Origin of the sequence: Mycobacterium bourgelatii (assembly GCF_010723575.1) — a bacterium.
Classification (GTDB): Bacteria; Actinomycetota; Actinomycetes; order Mycobacteriales; family Mycobacteriaceae; genus Mycobacterium; species Mycobacterium bourgelatii.
This window is the reverse complement of the sequence record NZ_BLKZ01000001.1, coordinates 3,197,789-3,218,073: the sequence shown is the minus strand read 5'-3', so window position 1 is coordinate 3,218,073 and position 20,285 is coordinate 3,197,789. Positions and strand designations below refer to the sequence as shown.

Sequence of the window (20,285 nt, the reverse complement as noted above, 5' to 3'; positions counted from 1 at the left end):
CTGCGGATAGGCGCAACGCGATTCCCGCAACTGTGGGCCCGGGTCTGTGGGCGGCGGTGCGTTTACCCTGCTTTGCCGGCAGAGCCAACGACACCGTTCGCGCCATTGAACCCGGTGGCGCCGGCAGCGCCCGTCGCGCCACTGACGCCGACTGGGCTGCCGAAATAAACGCCTGGGGCCCCGCCATTTCCACCGGCGCCGCCGCTACCGCCAAAGCCGCCGAGACCGGCTTCGCCGCCAGCTCCGGCAGCACCGCCGCCGCCGGCAATTCCGCCGTTGGGGCCCAAGCCGCCGTCGCCACCGGCGCCGCCGTTGCCGCCGGTGCCGCCAGTGCCGCCCATCCCGCCATTACCGCCATTGCCGCCGTTACCGCCTGTCGTGCCGCCGCCGTTGCCGCCGTTGCCGCCGTTGCCGCCTGCCGCCCCGAACCCGCCGGAACCGCCGGCACCACCTGCGCCGGCGTCGCCGCCGACAGCACTACCGCCGCCATTTCCGGCATTACCGCCGGCGCCGCCGGTACCGCCGTCCCCTCCGGCGCCGGCACCATAGCCCTGACCGTCACTGAGCGAAGCTCCCTTACCGCCAGCACCGCCGTGACCGCCGTGGCCTCCGGCCAGAACCCCAGATTCGTTGAACGGGGGAACGGCCGCGTTGCCGCCGTTGCCGCCCGTGCCGCCGTTGCCTCCGCCGGCTCCGCCGGCACCGCCGTTGCCGCCGTTTGCGACGACATTGGTCCCTGTGCTCAGCCCCTTCGCATTGGGTGCCGCGTTGTGCCCGCCGTTGCCGCCGTTGCCGCCGTTGCCGCCGTACCCGCCGACACCGCCGTGGCCGCCGTGGCCGGCTTTGGCGTATTCGCCGTTTGAGGCATTCCCGCCCCAGCCGCCGTTCCCGCCAGGTGCTCGGAACCCGCCGTTGCCGCCGTTGCCACCGTTTCCTGCCCTCGCGTCGGTGCCCACTTCGCCGAAGGTGGACCATCCGCCGTTGCCGCCGTTGCCCCCGGCCTGGCCGGTAGTACCGCCGTTAGTGCCATTTCCACCGTTTCCGGCCAATCCCCTGGGGTCGCCGAAGGGGCCCAGGAAGTGGACAGTTTGCCCATCGCCGCCGTTCGAGGCCTGTGAGCTGAATATCTGACCTGGGTTGGATCCGTTGCCGCCGTTGCCGCCGTTGCCGGCGTTGCCGCCAGCCCCACCGCTGCCTGCGTCGCCAACGCTGCCGACCTTGGCTCCGTCGCCCCCGGCGGCGCCACCAGCACCGCCGTTACCGCCGTTTCCGCCGGCGCCGCCGTTGCCTCCCTTTCCGCCCGTCGCGGCGTTGCCGACGCCGTTGACGCCGGTGCCCCCATTTCCGCCGGTGCCGCCATTGCCGGCGGCTCCGCCCTGCCCGCCGTCACCGCCACCGGTGCCGCCCAGAACGGCTGGCGCACCGCCCGCACCGCCGGTGCCACCATCGCCGCCACGACCTCCGTTGCTGCCACTAACCCCCGTGCCAGCGGCGCCGTTGACACCAGTGCCGCCGTTGCCACCGGTGCCGCCACTCCCGCCGGCGCCGCCGGCACCGACCGCGCCCGACTGGCCGCCGACCGAAAGGGCGGTGCCGCCGAGGCCGGCTTTGCCGCCCGCGCCGCCGGTACCGCCGGTGCCGCCATTGGCGCTGGCGCCGCCCTTGCCGCCGGTACCCCCTTCGCCGCCGTCTCCGCCGGAGCCGCCGTTACCGGCGATGAACCCACCTTGACCGCCGGTACCCCCGTCCCCGCCCTTGCCGCCAGCGCCGGCGACGGTGCCGGCAACACCGCTTCCGGCGCCGTCCGTTCCGACGCCACCTTTGCCGCCGGTGCCGCCATTCCCACCATTTCCGCCTGCGCCCATCGAGCCGGACTTGCCGCCAACCGCTTGGGCGGCGCCGCCGAGGCCCCCTGAGCCGCCGACTCCGCCAGCCCCGCCGTCTCCGCCGGTTGCGCTGGCAGGACCACCGGCTCCGCCCTTGCCGCCATTACCTGCGCGACCACCGCTGCCGCCGTCACCGCCGTCACCAGAGCTCGTGCCGCCAAGCCCGCCCGCGCCGCCGTTGCCACCAGCGCCCCCGATACCGCCTGCGGTGCCGTTTTGGCCGTTCAGCGTCCCGCTGGTGCCTGCTACGCCCGCGGCGCCGTTTCCGCCGTTCCCGCCGGTGCCGCCGTTGCCGTACTCACCGCCGTTTCCGCCCGTGCCGCCGTCGCCGCCAGCTTGGCCGGCAATAACGGCATTGGCACCGTTGCCGCCGGTGCCGCCGTTGCCGCCGGTGCCCCTGGCGCCTTGTGTGCCGTTCGCGCCGTTCGCGGCGCCGCTGTTGCCTAGACCGCCCGTGCCGCCGGTTCCGCCGTTGCCGGGTGTCGCGCCCTTGCCGCCTGCGCCGCCCTTGCCGGAGCCGCCGCCGTCGAAGGTGCCTACGCCGCCGGTCCCTCCGTTACCGGCGACGCCGCCGCTGCCGCCGTTGCCTGCGGCACCGCCAACACCCCCAGCGCCGTTGCCCGATATGCCGGTGCCGGGGGCGCCGCCTGCTCCGCCGTTGCCGCCGGTGCCGCCGGCGCCACCGTTACTGCCGTCGCCGCCGGCCAAGCCCAAGCCGCCGGTGTCGCCCTTTGCGCCGGCACCGCCGATGCCGCCGGCGCCGCCCGTGCCGCCGGCCCCGCCATTGCCCCCAAAGCCCGAGAGTGACCCGCCTTTGCCGCCGGTGCCACCTTCTCCGCCGGCGCCGCCGGTGCCGCCGGTGCCTCCGACCTGGCTGGCGTCGGGAGCATTCGCTCCTTGTTGACCCGTACCGCCTGCGCCGCCCGTGCCGCCGTTGCCGCCGTTGCCAACCGGCCCGGCGTCGCCTCCGTTGCCGCCTTTGCCCCCAGTACCACCTGCGGTGGTGGCGGCGGCGCCGTTGCCGCCGTTGCCGCCGTTGCCGCCGCTGCCCATGGCGCCCTGTTTGCCGTCCGCACCGGGCGCTCCGGAGCCGTTGCCTGCACCGCCGGTGCCGCCACTTCCACCGGCGCCGGGTGTTCCACCTTTGCCGCCGGTGCCTCCAGTTCCCGATCCCCCGCCGTCGAAGGTGCCTACGCCACCGGTTCCACCGGTGCCCGCGTTCCCACCGGTGCCGCCGTTGCCGGCGGCACCGCCGGCGCCGCCGGCGCCGAAGCCTGAGGCGCCATTGCCGGCGGCGCCACCCACACCGCCGTTACCGCCGGCGCCGCCAGCGCCGCCGTTGCTTCCGTCGCCGCCGGCCAGGCCCAAGCCGCCCGTGATGCCTTTGGCGCCTGCGCCCCCGAAGCCGCCGAGGCCGCCGAGGCCGCCGGCCCCGCCGTTGCCCCCCACGCCGGAAATCCAGCCGCCTTGACCGCCGTTGCCGCCGGTTCCGCCGGTTCCGCCGGTTCCACCCGTGCCGCCGTTTTGGCTGGGGTCGGGTGCGTTGGCGCCCTGACTGCCGGTGCCACCGGTGCCACCGGTGCCACCGGTGCCGCCGTTGCCAACTGGACCGGCGTTGCCGCCGTTGCCGCCGGTGCCTCCCTTGCCGCCGAAGGTGATCGCCGCGGCACCGGCCCCGCCGGTGCCACCATTGCCGCCCGTTCCTTGCGCACCGGTCGCGCCGTCCGCGCCCTGCGCGCCTCCAGTGCCGCCACCGGCACCGCCCTGCCCGCCGGCTCCGCCGGAGCCGACCACCCCGCCCTGCCCGCCATCGCCGCCGGTGCCGGTGCCCCCGCCAGCAAAGGTGCCCAGGCCGCCGGCCCCGCCATTGCCAGCACTCCCACCAAACCCGCCGTTCCCCCCGGCTCCACCCGCGCCGTGGGTTCCGTTGCCCGACGCGCCGGTTCCTGCGGCGCCGCCCTTGCCGCCAGCGCCGCCCGCACCGCCGGCTCCGCCATTGCTGCCGGTTCCGCCGTTCAGACCAAGGCCACCGTCGGTTCCGTTGGCACCGTTACCGCCGAAACCACCGAGGCCGCCTTTGCCGCCGTCTCCGCCGCTTCCACCGAAACCGAAGGTCGCGCCACCGTTTCCGCCGGCGCCGCCTGCTCCGCCAGTACCGCCGACCCCGCCCGCAGTGCCGTTCTGGCTTGGGTTGGCCGCGTTGGTACCTTGCGCGCCGACGAACCCGTTACCTCCCGCGCCGCCGTGACCGCCATTGCCTACCGACCCGCCATTGCCGCCCTTGCCGCCGTTACCGCCGGCGCCGCCGGCAACTGTTGCGGATGCCCCTGTGCCGCCCACCCCGCCATGGCCGCCGGCTTGGACGGTGCTGCCTGCCGCACCGTTGGCACCATCCGCCCCGGCCTGGCTGCCAGTCCCGCCACCCGCGCCGCCGGCGCCGAAGGCACCGCCGATGCCGCGGGCGCCGCCGTTCCCTCCGTCGCCACCGTCGCCGGCGACTCCGCCGCTCACAACGCCGTTGCCGCCGGCTCCGCCGTCGCCGGGCGCGCCACCCACGCCGCCGTTGCCACCGGCACCGCCTTTGCCACCTTTGCCCGTTCCGAGAGGATCGCCGCCGACGCCACCGGCTCCGCCCGCGCCGCCGTGTCCGCCGCTACCACCGTCCTGACCGGTGAGGCCTGCCCCTCCGGCAGCGCCAGTGACGCCGGCGGTACCCGCGCCGCCGTGGCCGCCGGCTCCGCCGGCCCCGCCGTCGCCAGAGGTCGTCCCGCCAGTGCCGCCAGCTCCACCAGCCCCGCCGGCCCCGCCCGCGTTGCCGTTAGCGCCTGGGGCACCGACGGCGGCCCCGGCCTGGCCGTTACCGCCCGCGCCGCCGGCACCGCCGTTGCCGACGGACCCGCCTGCACCGCCGTTGCCACCTTTACCGCCGGCGCCCCCGGCAGTGGTTGCATGGGCGCCGGCACCGCCAGCACCGCCGTTGCCCCCGCTACCAGGTGTAATGCCCGCTGTGCCGTTGGCGCCTGCGTTGGGACCGACACCGCCGCCCGAACCTGCTGCGCCGCCGGCACCGGCGTTGCCTCCAGCACCGCCCGCACCGCCGTCGCCCGCGACACCGCCGACCACCACGCCGTTTCCGCCAGCTCCGCCGTCGCCAGGTGCACCGCCTGCACCGCCGTTGCCGCCTGTCCCACCGATACCCTTGCCGAGCGCGACACCACCTGACCCGCCGGCTCCACCGTCACCGCCGTGTCCGCCGAAACCGCCGACCAAACCGGCTGCCCCCATCACACCGGAGCTGCCGCTCGCACCGGCACCGCCCACCCCGCCGGCGCCTCCGTCCCCGGAGATCGCGCCGCCATTGCCGCCGGTGCCACCTGCGCCGCCGTTGCCGCCTGTGTTGCCGTTTGCTCCTGGGGCGCTGACCGTGGCGCCGGCCATGCCGTTGCCACCGGCGCCACCGGCGCCGCCTGTGCCGACCGAGCCGGCATCACCACCGTGACCCCCGGCACCGCCGTGACCACCGGCGGTTGTCGCGTGGGCGCCCGCGCCACCGGCGCCGCCATTGCCGCCGGTGGTGGGCGTGAAGCCTGTCGCGCCAGCGGGAGCACCGGCGCCGCCGCCCGCACCACCGGCACCACCGATGCCGGCGTTACCACCCTTGCCGCCATCGCCGCCGTTGCCTGCGATTCCCCCGACGACCACGCCCTGCCCTCCGGCGCCGCCGGTACCCGCTGCCCCGCCGGCCCCGCCGGCGCCGCCGGCACCCGCGGTTCCTGCCTGACTGAACAGGGCACCACCTGCGCCGGGCGCCCCGCCCACGCCGCCGGTTCCGCCGTTCGCGCCGTCGCCGCCAGCGCCCCCGGTCAGGCCAGGGTTACCGAAGGCGCCGTGGCCGCCCGAGCCGCCAGCACCACCGAGTCCGCCGGCCCCGCCGTCACCGCCGTTGCCGAACACAATTCCGCCCCGACCCCCGGCTCCGCCGTTGCCGGCGACACCTCCGGCGGTGCCATTGGTGCCGTCTGCGCCCGGAGCCGCGCCGTCCACGCCGTCGATACCGGACATGCCCGTACCGCCGATGCCACCGGTGCCGCCGGCTCCGACGAAGCCCGCGTCCCCACCGGCGCCTCCAGCGCCACCTTGGACGCCACCGGTGCCACCAATGCCGCCCACCCCGCCGTTGCCGTATAAGAGTCCGCCGTTGCCGCCGGCCCCGCCGGTACCTCCAATGCCCGTCGCTGAGAATCCACCCGCGCCACCGGGCCCACCCGTGCCAAGCAGCGGTGAGACGCCACCAGCGCCGCCGGCACCGCCGGTGCCCGAAACTGAGGATCCACCAGCCCCGCCTGAGCCGCCGAAGCCAAACAGTCCGCCGGGGCCACCGGCGCCACCTGCGCCTCCCGTTCCGGTTGTTGCGGCGCCACCTGCCCCGCCGGCCCCGCCAACGCCGAACAACCCGGCTGCCCCGCCGTTGCCACCGGTTTGTCCGGCAGCGCCGGATCCCCCAGCGCCGCCATTGCCGAACAGGATGCCGCCGGCGCCGCCATTGGCGCCGGTGCCGGGCGCCCCGTCGGCGCCATTACCAATCAGAGGACGCCCCAACAACGCCTGGGTGGGCGCATTGATCACGTCGAGCACCTGCTCGGTCAGCGCGACGTTGATGGATTCGGCGGTTGAGTACTGGCTCGCCGTAGTTGTCAGGGACCGTACGAACTGGGAGTGATACGCCGCTGCCTCGGCGGCGAAACTCTGGTAGCTCTGGGCGTGCGCCCCGAATACCGCCGCGATCGCTGCCGAGACCTCGTCGGCGGCCGCCGACACCACTTGTGTCGTGGACAGCGCCGCAGCACTGTTGGCTGCCCTGATCGCCGAACCGATGTTCCCCAGATCCGAAGCCACAGTTGCCAGGGTCTCCGGTGCAGCGATCACAAACGACATGGCACTCAACCCTGCTTTCTGGCGAGCGAAGGGACATCCGACGCTATTTGCTGTCGGCAGGGATTATTGCGCATTAATGGCACATTGAGTTCTCTGTTATAAAACTGTTATCTCCCGAAAGAGTTATGCACACCATTTTTACAAAAGGAATGTAATGGTGTCTGAAATATTGTCATGTCCAATCTTTTTGCATGCGGACCGGCAAGCCGCCGTGAGGCGCCCGTTGTCGGTTGTGATTCGTGGGACGCGGCGTCCAGGAGTCGGCAGGGTTTGTGCTCGTGTCGCCAGGTGCTACCCATGAATCGTTGGAGCATGAGGACGAAACCGGTGGTCAAAGCGGGGTGTCTGATGACTGCCCGCTTTGGCGGCTGGCTATTGACTACAGGCGCACGGCCCGGTCGACAGTAACTCGCGATAGCAAAGAAGTGATGCGGACGCACTCCGACGGGACAGTGGCCGTGCGGGGAGTCCGCAGCGGGCGGACCGAAATGCCGCTGCCAGAGTGCGCGTGTCAATGCCAATCAAATCAAAATGTGGCGGTGCGGTCTATAGGTAGCGCAGAGCGACCAGGCAAGGTCTTAAATGAGGCGAACGTCAATTTCCTCTACTGGATCGGCTAATTCGCTGATCGTGCTATCCAATTTTGGAATGTGACTGGTGGACTGGGAGACGGTGGCGGTGGCGGTTGCGGCGGCACGGGCCGCGCGTGCCGGGCACAGCCGGTGAAGCCGCGAATGGAAGCGGCGGCGCCCAAGAAGACGGTGCGGCGCCTAGGAGCCGTCGGTGTGCCGAGCCCTAGGCGCCGCGCAGCCTGCCTACCCCTCCTTGGTGATCAACTTGCGCAGTGCCACCCGATCCGGCTTGAGCAGTTCCTCGATCCGCGGCTGGTTGACCTCCGCGACGATGATCTCGCCGACCTCCTGGTAGACCTCGCTGAAGATGCCGTGCGACTTCATCTTCTCGGTCTGGTACTGGTTGTCTTCGGTCGGTGTCACGTAGATGACCGCGTCGGCCTTGAACCGGTTTACCAGCCACAGGTGGATCAAGGTCATCAGTCGCTTCTGCCGCAGCTTCTCGGCGAAGGTGTTCTGGTCGCGCACCTGAAGGATGCTGCGGCCATGCCGGTCCTTGATGGGATCGACCACGACATTGGCCAGCTGCTCGTCGCCGTCGCCGTAGATGCCCAGTTCCAGCACGTCCGAGCCGGCGCGCCGAGGCCGCAGGGTCACCCGCAGCTTCTCGCCGAGCTGGTAGTGCTCGCTCCACAGCGCCAGCCACTCCTCCAGCAGCTTCTTGGGCACCTCGGTCTGCACCAGGTGTTGATGCTGGGTGGACCCCTTGCCCATGGCCTTGGTGGTCGCAGTCCGTCCCGAGGACGCGGCCAGTGCGGCGTCGCTGCGCGGCCCGCCGACCAGGGTCTGCGGGGTGCGGTACGGCGATTCGACCAGCCGCATCTTGCGCTGCAGCCGGGCCAGCGCCAGCATGCCGTCCTGCCGCAGGTTGGTCGCGAACTCCTCGGCGGCGACGCCGTCGATCTGGTGTCCGCCGTAGGTGATGAAGTTGAAGACGAAGCCCATCTTGCCGAGCTCGATGGGGAACTGCTTCATCTCCTCATCGGTCATGCCGGTGGTGTCCCAGTTGAACGACGGCGAAAGGTTGTAGGCCAGCATCTGGTCCGGGTACACGGCGTGAATCGCGTCGGCGAACTGTTTCGCGTCGGCCAGATCGGCCGTCTTGGTCTCCATCCAGAGGATGTCGGCGAACGGCGCCGCAGCCAGCGACTTCGCGATCGCGTACGGGATGCCGCCGCGGACCTGGTAGTAGCCCTCGGGGGTTTTCGCCAGCTCGCAATCCCAACCCGGGTCCACGCCCAATTCCTTGGCCTTCGCCCGCGCATCGTAGAGCGAAGCCCGTTGAGCGAAAGCGCGCCACTCGTCGGGGCTCATGGTCGCGGGTTCGTCTTCGCGCTCACCGAATTCGAGTACTTCCGCAACTGCCTCGCCATACGTCATGACGCCGGCGTCGTCTTCCCAGGCGGCCACGAACCGCGACTCAACCTGGTCGTAGAGGTCGTCGACCGACTGCGCCCCGCCCTCGCGCCACGTGTTGACCGCGTCGGCGATCAAGCCTGCGATGCCCTGGCGTTCCAGCCACGCGTTGGCGGTCGCGTACTCGCCCTCGCTGAGTGCGTAGAGCAGATGACCGTTGAGTTCCTTGATGCCCGACTCGTAGAAGCGCCGCATCATCGCCAGGAAGCAAGCCTTGTAGGACGGGACCTTCAGGTTGGTGGCACCCAGCAGGAACGGCTGGTCGCGTTCGTCGGCACGACTGTCGATCAGGTTGGCAGCCTCGGCATCGGTACGCGCGACGATGATGCCGGGCACCCGCATGACGTCAAGCTGGAACCGGGCGGCGTTGAGGCGCTTGATCTGTTCGTCGGACGGCACCAGCACCTTGCCGCCCTGGTGGCCACACTTCTTGGTACCCGGGCGCTGGTCCTCGATGTGGTAGCCCGGAACCCCGACCTCGACGAAGCGGCGAATCAGGTTGCGCACGTGCGGATCACCGCCGTGGCCGGTGTCGGCGTCGGCGATGATGAACGGCCGAAAGTCGTACTTCGTCGCGGTGGCGCGCTGCTTTTCGCTCATCTGCAGGCGTAGGTACTCCTGGTTGCGGTCGGCGGTCAGCAGGGCACGCACCAGTACCGCGGCGTCGTCGGGAACCTGGCTCAGGGGGTAGCTGGCGAGGTCGGGTCCCGGGTCTTCAGTGGTGGAACCCTTGGCGGAGGTCGCCCAACCGCCGAGGTAGATCGCCTCGATGCCCATCCGCTTCATGCTCACGGCCTGCCCGGGCGAATAAGGCCCGAACGTCGTGATGCTCTTCTTCTCGGCGAAGAGTTCACGCAGCCGCTCGTAGAAGGCCTTGGCGGCCTCTCGTGCCACGGTGTAGTCGGTGGGGATGGTGCCCCGCTGCTCTACGACCTGACGAGCTGTGTAGAGCCGGGTGATCCCGGAAAAGCGTTCGCTTTCCATGTATCGCTGCGTGGCAGCGACTTCGTCCTCGAACGGTGAATGGACTTCAATGTCCGTTTCCGCGATGGCCATTGCCTTGCGCTCCTGTTCCAGCTCTGCAGCCCCGATTTCCCCTGACGGACCGAGTGTATCCCCAACGGAGTGATCTAAATCACCCGCCGACGCCGGGGCCTGTCCGACGCCGGCGTCCGCGGCTGAGCCGTTGTCGCCTACCGCGTTGAATTCGCCTCAAAAGAGTGCCCGCGCAGGGCGAGTAATCTCACTCACGTGCAAGCCCAGATCCGCTTCGACCGCTGGTATCTCGCCATAGCCGCGCCGCTCGGCATCGGCCCGAGGAACAGCGAACTGCGAATCGAGTCGGGGCGTCTGCACGTCAAAATGGGCTGGGCCTTCACCGCCGACATCCCGTTGAGCTCGATCAAGCGCGCCGTGAAGTCGGACACCCGGGTGTTCGAAGCGGGGGTGCACGGTCGGAAATCCCGTTGGCTCGTCAACGGGTCGCGGAAAGGCTTGGTGGAATTGACGATCGAGCCGCCCGCCCCGGCCAAAGTGCTGCGCAGGTCGGTGACGGTAGGCACCCTGATCCTCAGTGTCACCGATCCCGACGAGTTCGTTGCCGCATGTGCCGCTGCCAGTGCCAGTGACGTGTAACTAACAGGCTGCGCGTTCTCTCAACCACTCTCGCTGGCGACGGATGAAGGCTGCGTCGACCACTTGGCCGTGTCCGGGCACGTAGACGGCGTCGGGACCGCCGATCTGCAGCAGTCGGTCCAGGGTCGCGGGCCAGGCCATCAGGTCGGAGTCGTCGTCGAGGTAGGGATCTGCGGACTCCTCAACCAGGTCTCCGGTGAACAACACGACTTGGTCGCCCGCCCGAATGGGCGGTACGGCAACCACCAGGTCCGACCGAGTGTGTCCGTGGCCGGGATGGGCGACCGTGACGGCCCTGTCGCCGAGGTCGATGACGGCATCGGAAACCGCATGCTGAGGGCGTCGCAACGCCGCAATCGCGCGATCGATCTCCGCCGCATCCGCCCCGTAGCTGAGCGCGTGCTGACGCAGGTGATCGGTCGCCGACGTCAGATAGTCGACAACCTCCGGTGCGCAGTAGATCTCGGCGTGGCGAAACCTGCCGGAACCCAAGACGTGATCAAAGTGCTTGTGTGTCAACACGACATGTGTCACAGCACAATCAGCGATCTCGCGCACGTCCGCCTCGATGGCCGCCGTCTCGATGAGGGTGGTGCCGCTGTCTACCAGCAGCGCCCCGGCGCGGCCGCACACCAGTCCGACGGTCACGTCGCAGAACGCCAGCCGGCAGCGATAGACGCTGTCAGCCAATCGTTCCCAATCGAAGTGCACCAAGTAACGCTAACTCAATTTCGTCGCAGCACTGCGGCGCCGTACCACTGGCAGGCAAGCAGTGCGAGTTCGACATCAAGCCGGTCGTCGAGCGGTCGGCCGCGTCGCGAGACCGCCTGTTCCACAAGGCGGTTGAACGCGGTGAAGCTCAGTCCGAGATCCCGCGCGGCGGCGGGATAACCCGAGTCCGCGCGCAGAAATATGTGCAGTACTCGGCGCAGGCGGGCGTCATCGTCAGTTTCGGACGCCAGTGGCCCCAGAACATCGGCGACCCATTCGCGGATCTCCTGCACATTGCTGCCGAGCAGCGCCGAGGCCAACAGGCCGGAATCCGTTGCCGCGACCACCGCTGGCGGTGCGAGGTTGCGCGCTCGTGCGGCCGCCCGCACCCGTTGCGCCTGCCGATGCGACCGGCGGAATCCCTCCATCCCGGAGCCCACCGCCCCCATCGCGACTCCCGGCGCATCTGGGCGCGCACCGGCGTAGTCGCGGACCTTCGTCACGACGTCGCCCGGGGCGTCGCGGTACGGCAACCACACCCAAGCACTCGTCCGGTCCGCGGCGACGCATAGCGGAGTGTCCGACGCCCCGACCGCGGCGGCCAGATCGGCGGTGAACCGCCGGAGTCGGGCGAACTCGTCGGACCGGGCATCGGTCTCGGCTCGCCAGATGATCAGGGCGAGATGGTGCCATCGCAGCGGATAGCGGATTGCCTCGGCAGCGACGTCGGTATCAACGGGTGGATGGTCGTCGAGTATGCCGCGAACCCACGCCGTTCGGACGTTGCTTTGCTGCACCAGCCGATGTTGGTGTTCCTCGGCGTAGGCGGCGACGAATTGTTCGGCTGCCCAGTCGACGTACTCGAGCAGCACCGTGGTGAGCCGCTCAATGACGGCAACCCTGGTCTCCGGCTCCATGGAGATGTTGTGGAGTTCGCCGAAGATCACCTCGGTCAATTGGCGTTGCCCGAGCCGGTACGCGCGCACCAAGGCGGTGACCGGAACATCGTGTTGCGCAAGGAGTCTGCCGAATTCGAGTGTGACGAGGGGCAAATCGGCTGCTGTGGCAGGCGTTCCGGCGAGCAGCACGGCCGCGATGGTCTCAAGATTCCCTGCGATGCTGGCCGCCATGGATTCGGCAACGTCGGCGTCAGCGGGGAGTTCGGTGATCGCCTCTTCGATCGCGGCGCGGAGGGTGTCGCCTATCGTGTCCACCCGCTGGTGGAGTCGTTGGGCAACGACGGCGACGTATTTATCGACATCGTGCTTCGGTGCCACGTGTAGAAGGTAAATGTCCGGGGGCCAGTCGGGTAGGGCTGGGTACACAGTGCCCGGTTTTCATGCGATCCTGGCTGCCAGCAAGCCATGCCTCAAAGGAGAAGCAATGCGCGCAGTAGTTATCACCAAGCATGGCGGCCCCTCGGTCTTACAGGTGCAGCAGCGGCCCGATCCTCCGCCGCCCGGTCCCGGTCAACTACGGATCGCCGTGCGCGCCGCGGGTGTGAATTTCGCCGACCACCTGGCCCGGGTCGGCCTTTATCCCGATGCGCCGAAGCTTCCGGCTGTGGTCGGCTACGAAGTCGCGGGCACCGTCGAAGCCGTAGGCGATGGCGTGGACGCCAGTCGGGTGGGCGAACGGGTCCTGGCCGGAACACGATTCGGGGGTTATTCGGAGATCGTCAACGTCACCGCCGGCGACGCGGTGAAATTGCCCGACGCGATGAGTTTCGAGCAGGGTGCCGCCGTCCCGGTCAATTACGCGACGGCATGGGCGGCGTTGCATGGCTACGGGTCTCTGCGCGCGGGCGAGCGGGTACTGATTCACGCCGCGGCCGGTGGAGTCGGCATCGCGGCTATTCAGTTCGCGAAGGCAGCGGGTGCCGTCATACATGGGACCGCTTCGCCCGGAAAGCATTCGAAGCTGGCCGAGTTCGGCGTCGACCGCGCGATCGACTACCGCCGTGACGGTTGGTGGAAGGGCCTCGAACCGTACGACCTGGTGCTCGACGCGCTGGGCGGCACCTCGCTGCGCCGGTCCTACGATCTGCTGCGGCCGGGCGGACGCCTTGTCGGCTACGGGATCTCGAATTTACAGGAGGGTGAGAAGCGCTCATTGCGCCGCGCGGCGCCTCACGCGCTGGCGATGCTGCGTGGATTCAACCTGATTGACCAACTCTCGGAATCGAAAACGGTCATCGGCCTGAACATGCTGAGATTGTGGGACGACCGAGGCACGCTGGAGCCGTGGATCACGCCACTGGCCAAGGCGCTCAATGACGGCACGCTGACGCCGATTATCCATGCGGCGGTTCCGTTCGCCGAAGCCCCCGAGGCCCATCGGATCCTCGCCGCCCGGGAAAACATCGGCAAGGTCGTGCTGGTCCCCTGAGCAGGCCCGCGCGGGGTTTATTGACGGCGGCATTGGCTATCTATCCGGGCATGGCCGTCACCGAATCCCGCGACATTGTCATCGAGGCAACTCCCGAAGAAATCCTGGATGTGTTGTTCGACCTCGAGTCGTTGCCTGAGTGGTCATCGACGCATCGCAAAATCGAGATACTCGAGCGTGACGAGGACGGGCGTCCCACCAAGTCTCGGCAGGTCGTCAAGGTCGCGGGGGTCAGTGACGAGCAGGTGCTGGCTTACTCGGTTCACGAGGACGGGGTGAGTTGGGAGCTTGTCAGCGCCAAACAGCAGCGCGCCCAGACTGCCCGATACACACTGACCCCAGACGGCGACTCCACTCGGGTCCACTTCACGCTAACTGTCGACCTCAGCGTGCCGCTGCCCGGATTCCTGATCAAAAGGGGCGCCAAAGGGCTGATGGATACCGCCACCAACGCCTTGCGCAAGAGGGTGCTCGAAGTCAAGAAATCGGCCGGCTGAGGCTCAGCTCAGCTCTGGTCAGCTCTGGTCAGCTCTGGTCAGCTCTGGTCAGCTCTGGTCGTCGAGAACCTGGTAGGCGGCGTTATAGCCGGGTGTGAACGTGATGCCCGGACCACCATGACATCCCGCGCCGCCAAGGTAGAGGCCGTCGATCGGAATCGGCATGTCGAGAAATCCTTTGGGTCCAGGGCGGTTGGGGCCCATGAGATCCGGATGCAGTAGCCCGTGGCAGAAGTCACCGCCGGGTGCGGCGAACATGGACTGCATGTGATAGGGCGCAAACGTGATGTGGCGGATGAGAATGTCTTTGAAGTTCGGTGCCAGCCGGGTGATCTTGTCGATAACGCGTTGTGCCATATCCTTTTTGAGCTGGCCGTGTTGGTCGCGGCTGGCTTCGACCGGAAAGGCGTAGGCGTACGCGCTGGCGGCGTGTTTCCCGGGCGGCGCCATGCCGGGGTCGTGCACCGACGGGATTTGCATGCCCATCGAGGGGTTCTCCGGTATCAGTCCCCGACGGGCCGTTTCCCATTGCAGTTGTTGTTCTTCCGGAGAACCGAAGAGCCGATCGACTGTTGCATGCCCGCCTCGTTAAGGAATTCATATGGCGGGGCGAACTCGGGCAGCCCGTCGAGGGCAAAGTGGATCTGCACGAACGAAGCACGGTGATCGCGACCCGAAATTCGCGAAACCAGTTCGGCTGGAACGTGATCGGGCGCAATGAGCTCGGTCAGGGTGAGATCGGGTGACAGGTTGGACACCACGATCGGTGCGCTGATGGTCGACCCGTCACGCAGCCTTACCCCGGTTACCGCGCCGTGGTCCACCAAGATTTGCTCGACTTTGGCGCGGAACCGAATCTCGCCGCCGTGCGAGACGAACAACTCGCGTAGGTGCTCGGTGAGTGCCCCGATTCCTCCCTTGAGCTTGGTCATCATCGCGGTGTGGTCATCCGGAACCGCCAGCGCGAAGGCGAGGCAGGTGGCGCTACCGGGCGTATAAGGTCCGCGGTAGGTGGAGTTGACGGCCAGGAAGGCGAGCATCCCGCGCATTACGGCGTGCTTTTCCTTATCTGGAAGGTATCGGTCGATCACGTCCATCGCCGAACCGAACAGCATCTCGTGAATCGCCCGGCGTTCGGCGTCATTGGCGGCACAGGCATACATCTCGTCTAGCGTCTTGGGTGGCTTGCGTACATCGAAGCGGCCCAGGGCTTTTGCCGGTCCCTGACTCCAGGCGATCAGTTCGGCCATGCCGGTGACGGCCTCGAACCCGTGCTTCTCGCCGAGGTGGGTCATCAGCCGCAGCGGATCGCGATAGAAGATCATTGCTTCTTCGTCGTGTTCGCCGATGTTGGTCGACATCACGTCGGGTTCCACGGTGGGCAACGTGTCCAGACCGAGGTCTTTGGTGATTTGGCTGGCCGTCGGGAATTGCACCGAGCCCGCAATCTCATACCGGTAGCCGTCGATCAATTCGACGGTCGCCGCCATGCCGCCCGCGTAGCTGTTGGCCTCCAGGCACAACGTGCGCAGGCCGGCACGCTGCAAGATTGCCGCCGCGGTCAGCCCGTTGTGCCCGGCTCCCACGACGATCGCGTCATAGTCCGTCATCCGTCCCACGATATGTCAGTACTGACATGATTGGAAGGCGTGCGTGTGCCGCGCGGTCGGCGGCGGCGTCGAAAATTCCGTCTGGAGCAGAAATTGGCTAGTCGTGATTCGCAAGCGGAAAAGGTAAATGTGAAATTTTTGATGCAAATACGGGTTTCTGGGTGGAGTATTTCCTGATGGATCACCAAGACCCGGAGCAACGCATCGCCGAACTCGAACAGCTGGCCGAGCGGCCGCGGTATGCGCCACCGCCGCAGGCGGGCTCGGGACACCCGATAGTGCTGCGCCGATTTGAGGCGTCGCTCCCATTTTGGGGTTCTAAATGGAACGGCCAAAAGGCCATGTGGCTTGGGTACGCGGGGCTGGCGCTGTTCTTTGTGCCCATGTTCATCATCAGCGCGCAAGCGGCGCAGTCGGACTCGCAGATTTACGAGATAGTCGGCGCTACCGTCCGCCCCCTGTTCTTATTGCTCGCGCTGCTTGTCTCGGGTGGCATGGCGTACTCGTACTGGAAGCGTCAACGATCGAAGATCATCATCGATGTCACGAGCGACGGTCTGCTGGTTAGTAGCAGGCCGGGAGAGGTCTTCTTGTTCCGCCATGCGCAGCTGGGCCCGTGGTCGTTCTGGCAGTCGATGGGTAGCGCGCTTCACCTGCAGTGTGGGCCCAACCGCTTTGTCCTTGGCGGACGGGACCACCGCCTTTCGGGCGGAAGCACGGTAGCCCCTACGAAGGACGTTGACGCGTGGATATGGGCGACCGAGTTCGACGAGCTCCTCGCCACCGCCGGCCTCCGCGAAGAGTCCGGAACAGCGGAATTTGCGTCGGACCAGCAGGGGGTCAATGCTCCGGAATCGGGCGGACGGACTCGTTGTGCGTTGTTTCCAAACCCCGAGATGGTATCCGTGCAGCCCTTCTGGGCCCCCTGGCGAGTGTCGCGGATGGCAAAGTCTTTCATGTCACCCAACCAACCGAGCCTGGCTGTTGACTTGGGGCCAAACGAGATGCGCGTGGTTGACCTGACCACGAATGAAGTTCAAGCCTCAGCCTGGCTGACGCAGGTAACCGTGGTGCCGGAGTTCTATCTACTGTTGCGCCCGTTCATCTTCATGTGGTTCTACCGGTTCTTTCCGTACGCCTACCTGAAAAACCTGCAGTGGACCTCACCGGTACTGGTGGTGTACCTGCCCGGGTTGGCGCCGTTGAGCATCGGTTGTCGCGACTATTCCGGCAAAGATCACTTATTCCTGCTTACCGATGTCATCGTGAATCGGTTTTCGTGACGCGACAAGGTGCCGATGCGCATCAATCGGCCTGCGGATTGGTCGGTTTCGGGGGCGGATTGGCTGCTTCTCGTCGAGACGTTCGGCTTGCGACAGTACCTGGAAGACACGACGGAACAAGGGTGGCGCTGAGCGCTGTACCACCCCCGTCAAGAGCCAGTACTGACACCACAGCTGGGATAGCATCAGTGCGTCATGACCGCACCCAAGCCGACCAACCGGCATGAACTGCGTCGCCGATCCACCCATGAGGCGCTTCGCCAGGCGGCGCTGAAATGCTTTGCCGCCAAGGGATTTGTCAACGTGACCGTCACGGAGTTGGCGCAGCAGGCCGGTGTCACCGAGCGGACCTTCTTTCGGCATTTCCCGACCAAAGAGGCGGTGCTCTTTCAGGACTACGAAACGCAGTTGGAGTGGTTAGCCGAGGCCCTTGCCCAGCGGCCGGCATCCGAGCCATTGTTTGATGCCGTCTTGGCCAGCGTCGCCGCGTTCCCGCACGACATCGAGGTGGTGCGTCAGGCGGCGACTGCCCGATCGGAGTTGATCACGGCCGAGCGCATTGCCGGCCACCTGCGCGTGGTGCAGGCCTCGTTCGCGGAGGTGCTGACGGAGTTCGTCCGGAAGCGGCATTCGGATCTGCCGAATATCGCCCTGGCCGCCGAAGTCGCGGGGTCCACCCTCGCCGCGGCTCTCGTTGTGGCGGTTGAGCATTGGGGCCGCAACGGATGCACCGACGACCTCGGCGAGCTTGTCGCCGTGAGCCTCGATCTGGTGCGGTCCGGTTTGGCGCCGCTGGCCGTCGCTCCGGTGCGGGAATAACTTCGGGCCTTCCACCGATATCAGCGGACATAGGTATGACCGCTCCGAAGGAACTCATATGAAGACCCGGCTCACCGAAACTCTCGGGATTGAACTTCCGGTGCTGCTTGCCCCGATGGCGATGATTTCCGGGGGTCGGCTCGCCGCAGAGGTGACCCGAGCCGGCGGCTTGGGATTGATCGGCGCCGGCTACGGCGACGCGAAATGGCTGCAGCGGGAGGTCGACCTGGCCGAGGGCGCCCGCGTGGGAGTCGGGTTCATCACCTGGAGCCTGGCGCAAAATCCCGGGCTGCTCGACACGGCATTGGCGCGGCGACCTGCCGCGGTCATGCTGTCCTTTGGCGATCTCGAACCCTTCGCCTCTCCCATCCGCGCTGCTGGTGTGCCGCTGATCGCTCAGGTGCAGACCCTTGACCAAGCGGGCCGCGCCCTGGACGCCGGGGCGGACATTCTGGTGGCTCAGGGCGGTGAAGCCGGGGGCCACGGTATGGGTGGCCGCTCGACCTTCACGTTCGTGCCCGACCTGGCCGACTACGTCGCCGCACGGTCGGCAGAGACGCCGGTGGTGGCTGCCGGCGGGGTCGCCGACGGCCGCGGCGTGGCGGCCGCACTGGTGCTGGGCGCGGACGGCGTCCTCGTCGGCACGCGGTTGTGGGCCAGCTCGGAAGCGTTGGTGTCGCCGGTAGCCCAGCGACGCGGCATTGCTGCCAGCGGCGACGATACGCTCCGCACTCGTGTCTATGACGTTGCCCGCCAGCTGGATTGGCCAGACGAATATGACGTGCGTGCGCTGCGCAACTCGTTCCTCGAGACATGGCATGGCCACGATGCCGAACTGGCGGCGCAGCGACAAGAGGTGATCGGCCGCTATGAAAAGGCCGTCGCCGCAGAGGACTTCAACGTCGCAGCGGTCTTGGTGGGCGAGGCGGTAGGACTCGTCCACGACGTTCGTCCCGCAGCCGAGCTCGTCCGTGAGATGGTTCGGGACGCCCGACGCATCCTCAACCGATAGGGGCTAAGCGTTGTTGGTGATCAGTGCCGCGATCCGAAGACGGTTGACCTTGCCGGTCTCGCTATAGGGAATGGCGTCGACGATCGCCAATCGCTCGGGTGCCTTGAAATAGGCGATCCGTTGCCTGCAATGGGATCGCAACTCCTCCAAAGTCACTGGTGCATTGGCCACTACCGCCGCTCCCACCCGCTGGCCCATCTCCTCGTCGGCGATGCCCGCTACCGCGACATCACTGACCGCCGGATGGGAACGCAACGCCTCTTCCACCTCGATCGGGCCGAACTTCTCTCCCCCGCGGTTGATGGTGTCTTTCAATCGGCCGCTCGGATAGATGTAGCCGTCCGCGTCGCGGCGGCCGAGGTCGCCCGTCTGCAACCAGTCCCCGTTCTGGGCAATGCGCACCCACAATTCGCCCACCTGGTCCACCCCGACGTCTCGGCCGGTGGCCGGATCGACCACCCGCACCTCCACGCCGGCTAATGGCCGTCCCACCGATCCGGCCCGGGCCGGATCGTGATGATCTTCGGGTAGCAGCGTGGTGTATGCACCGAGCGTCTCGGTCTGGCCGAATACGTTGGCAAAAGCGACATTTGGCAGCGCCGCCATCGCCCGTTGCACCAGCGTGGTGGGCGCGGCGGCGGCGCCGTAGGCTATGGCCCTCAGCGACGAGAGATCTGTGCGGGCAAAATCGGGGTGGTCCAGGATCCGTTGCAGCATGGTCGGCACCAAGAACATCCCCATCACCCGATGCTCGGACACCAGCCGCAACCACTCCCCTGCGTCAAATCGCTTCTGTACCACCGTCGTATTGCCCGAGTACAAGCTGCCCAGCATGCCGAGAGCGCCGCCGACATGGAAGTACGGGACACACATCATGCCTACCGATGGCGGCGTGTTCACGTGGAATGGCAGCGACATTCGCCCCATCCGCGTGCTGAGCTGTCCGCTGGTCATGGCGACCGTCTTGGGCAGGCCGGTCGTGCCGCTGGTGAACAAGATGAGCGCATCTCGATCGGCGGCGTCGGCGACGGGGTCCACGGCGTCGTTCGCGGCCGAAATCCGCTGGTCACTCAGGAGGTCTGCGGCCGACACGACGGTAGCTGCGCCCGCGTCGCGGACTCGGTCGATAGACGTCTCTCCCGCCACCGCGACGTCGACGCATCCGGCGTTGGCCAGCAACGCTCGCAACTCCGGCGGGGTCAGCGCGGGGTTCATCAGCGCCGCAACGGCGCCGATACGTGCCGCGGCCAATGTGGCGGCGATCGACAGGACGCTGCCGCCGTCGACAACCGCGACGCGGGCTCCGGGCGCAACCCCGCACCCGGCCAACCCCGCTGCGCACTGTCGGACCGCGGCGCCCAGTTCGCCGTAACTGACGGACGCCCCGTCGACGATCAGTGCGATGCGGTCGGGATCGTCGGCAGCGGCGTTGTCGATGATCGTGCCGATATTCATAAGGGA

General features: G+C 67.9%; 11 protein-coding genes and 1 pseudogene. 6 read left to right on the top strand and 6 right to left on the bottom strand.

What is annotated here, in order from left to right; genetic code table 11:
• Positions 1-62: 62 nt before the first annotated feature.
• Together G6N68_RS13905 and aceA are read right to left on the bottom strand one after the other, a co-directional pair.
• Positions 63-6,821, bottom strand: a complete 6,759-nt coding sequence (locus tag G6N68_RS13905) for a PE family protein (RefSeq protein ID WP_163713083.1) — start codon at positions 6,819-6,821, stop codon at positions 63-65.
• Between the two features lie 815 nt (positions 6,822-7,636).
• The gene (aceA, locus tag G6N68_RS13900) at positions 7,637-9,925 is read right to left on the bottom strand and encodes an isocitrate lyase ICL2 (RefSeq protein ID WP_163713079.1); all 2,289 of its coding nucleotides are present in this window, start codon (positions 9,923-9,925) and stop codon (positions 7,637-7,639) included.
• 195 nt (positions 9,926-10,120) lie between these two features.
• Between aceA and G6N68_RS13895 the strand changes: the two genes are divergently transcribed.
• Entirely contained in the window at positions 10,121-10,504 is a 384-nt protein-coding gene (locus G6N68_RS13895; protein ID WP_163713076.1) for a hypothetical protein, read from the top strand.
• Here G6N68_RS13895 and G6N68_RS13890 read toward each other — a convergent pair whose 3' ends face one another.
• Entirely contained in the window at positions 10,505-11,215 is a 711-nt protein-coding gene (locus G6N68_RS13890) for an MBL fold metallo-hydrolase (protein WP_163713071.1), read from the bottom strand.
• A 14-nt stretch (positions 11,216-11,229) separates the two neighbouring features.
• A complete protein-coding gene (locus tag G6N68_RS13885) occupies positions 11,230-12,492 on the bottom strand; it encodes an RsbRD N-terminal domain-containing protein (RefSeq protein ID WP_163713068.1) in 1,263 nt (420 codons plus the stop codon).
• 106 nt (positions 12,493-12,598) lie between these two features.
• On the opposite strand from G6N68_RS13885, the gene G6N68_RS13880 reads away from it, so the two are divergent.
• Entirely contained in the window at positions 12,599-13,603 is a 1,005-nt protein-coding gene (locus G6N68_RS13880; protein WP_163713065.1) for a synaptic vesicle VAT-1 family membrane protein, read from the top strand.
• Between the two features lie 50 nt (positions 13,604-13,653).
• Positions 13,654-14,100, top strand: a complete 447-nt coding sequence (locus G6N68_RS13875) for an SRPBCC family protein (RefSeq protein ID WP_163713062.1) — start codon at positions 13,654-13,656, stop codon at positions 14,098-14,100.
• Between the two features lie 48 nt (positions 14,101-14,148).
• On the opposite strand, the pseudogene G6N68_RS13870 reads toward G6N68_RS13875, so the two are convergent.
• Positions 14,149-15,710: pseudogene (locus tag G6N68_RS13870) on the bottom strand (phytoene desaturase family protein).
• A 176-nt stretch (positions 15,711-15,886) separates the two neighbouring features.
• On the opposite strand from G6N68_RS13870, the gene G6N68_RS13865 reads away from it, so the two are divergent.
• From G6N68_RS13865 to G6N68_RS13855, 3 genes are all read left to right on the top strand, one after another.
• Positions 15,887-16,993 carry a hypothetical protein gene (locus G6N68_RS13865; protein ID WP_163713059.1) on the top strand — a complete coding sequence of 369 codons (1,107 nt, stop codon included), beginning with the start codon at positions 15,887-15,889 and terminating at the stop codon, positions 16,991-16,993.
• 195 nt (positions 16,994-17,188) lie between these two features.
• The gene (locus tag G6N68_RS13860) at positions 17,189-17,812 is read left to right on the top strand and encodes a TetR/AcrR family transcriptional regulator (protein ID WP_163713056.1); all 624 of its coding nucleotides are present in this window, start codon (positions 17,189-17,191) and stop codon (positions 17,810-17,812) included.
• Between the two features lie 58 nt (positions 17,813-17,870).
• A complete protein-coding gene (locus G6N68_RS13855) occupies positions 17,871-18,824 on the top strand; it encodes an NAD(P)H-dependent flavin oxidoreductase (RefSeq protein WP_163713053.1) in 954 nt (317 codons plus the stop codon).
• Between the two features lie 3 nt (positions 18,825-18,827).
• On the opposite strand, the gene G6N68_RS13850 is transcribed toward G6N68_RS13855, so the two are convergent.
• Entirely contained in the window at positions 18,828-20,279 is a 1,452-nt protein-coding gene (locus tag G6N68_RS13850; RefSeq protein WP_163713051.1) for a class I adenylate-forming enzyme family protein, read from the bottom strand.
• Positions 20,280-20,285: the final 6 nt, after the last annotated feature.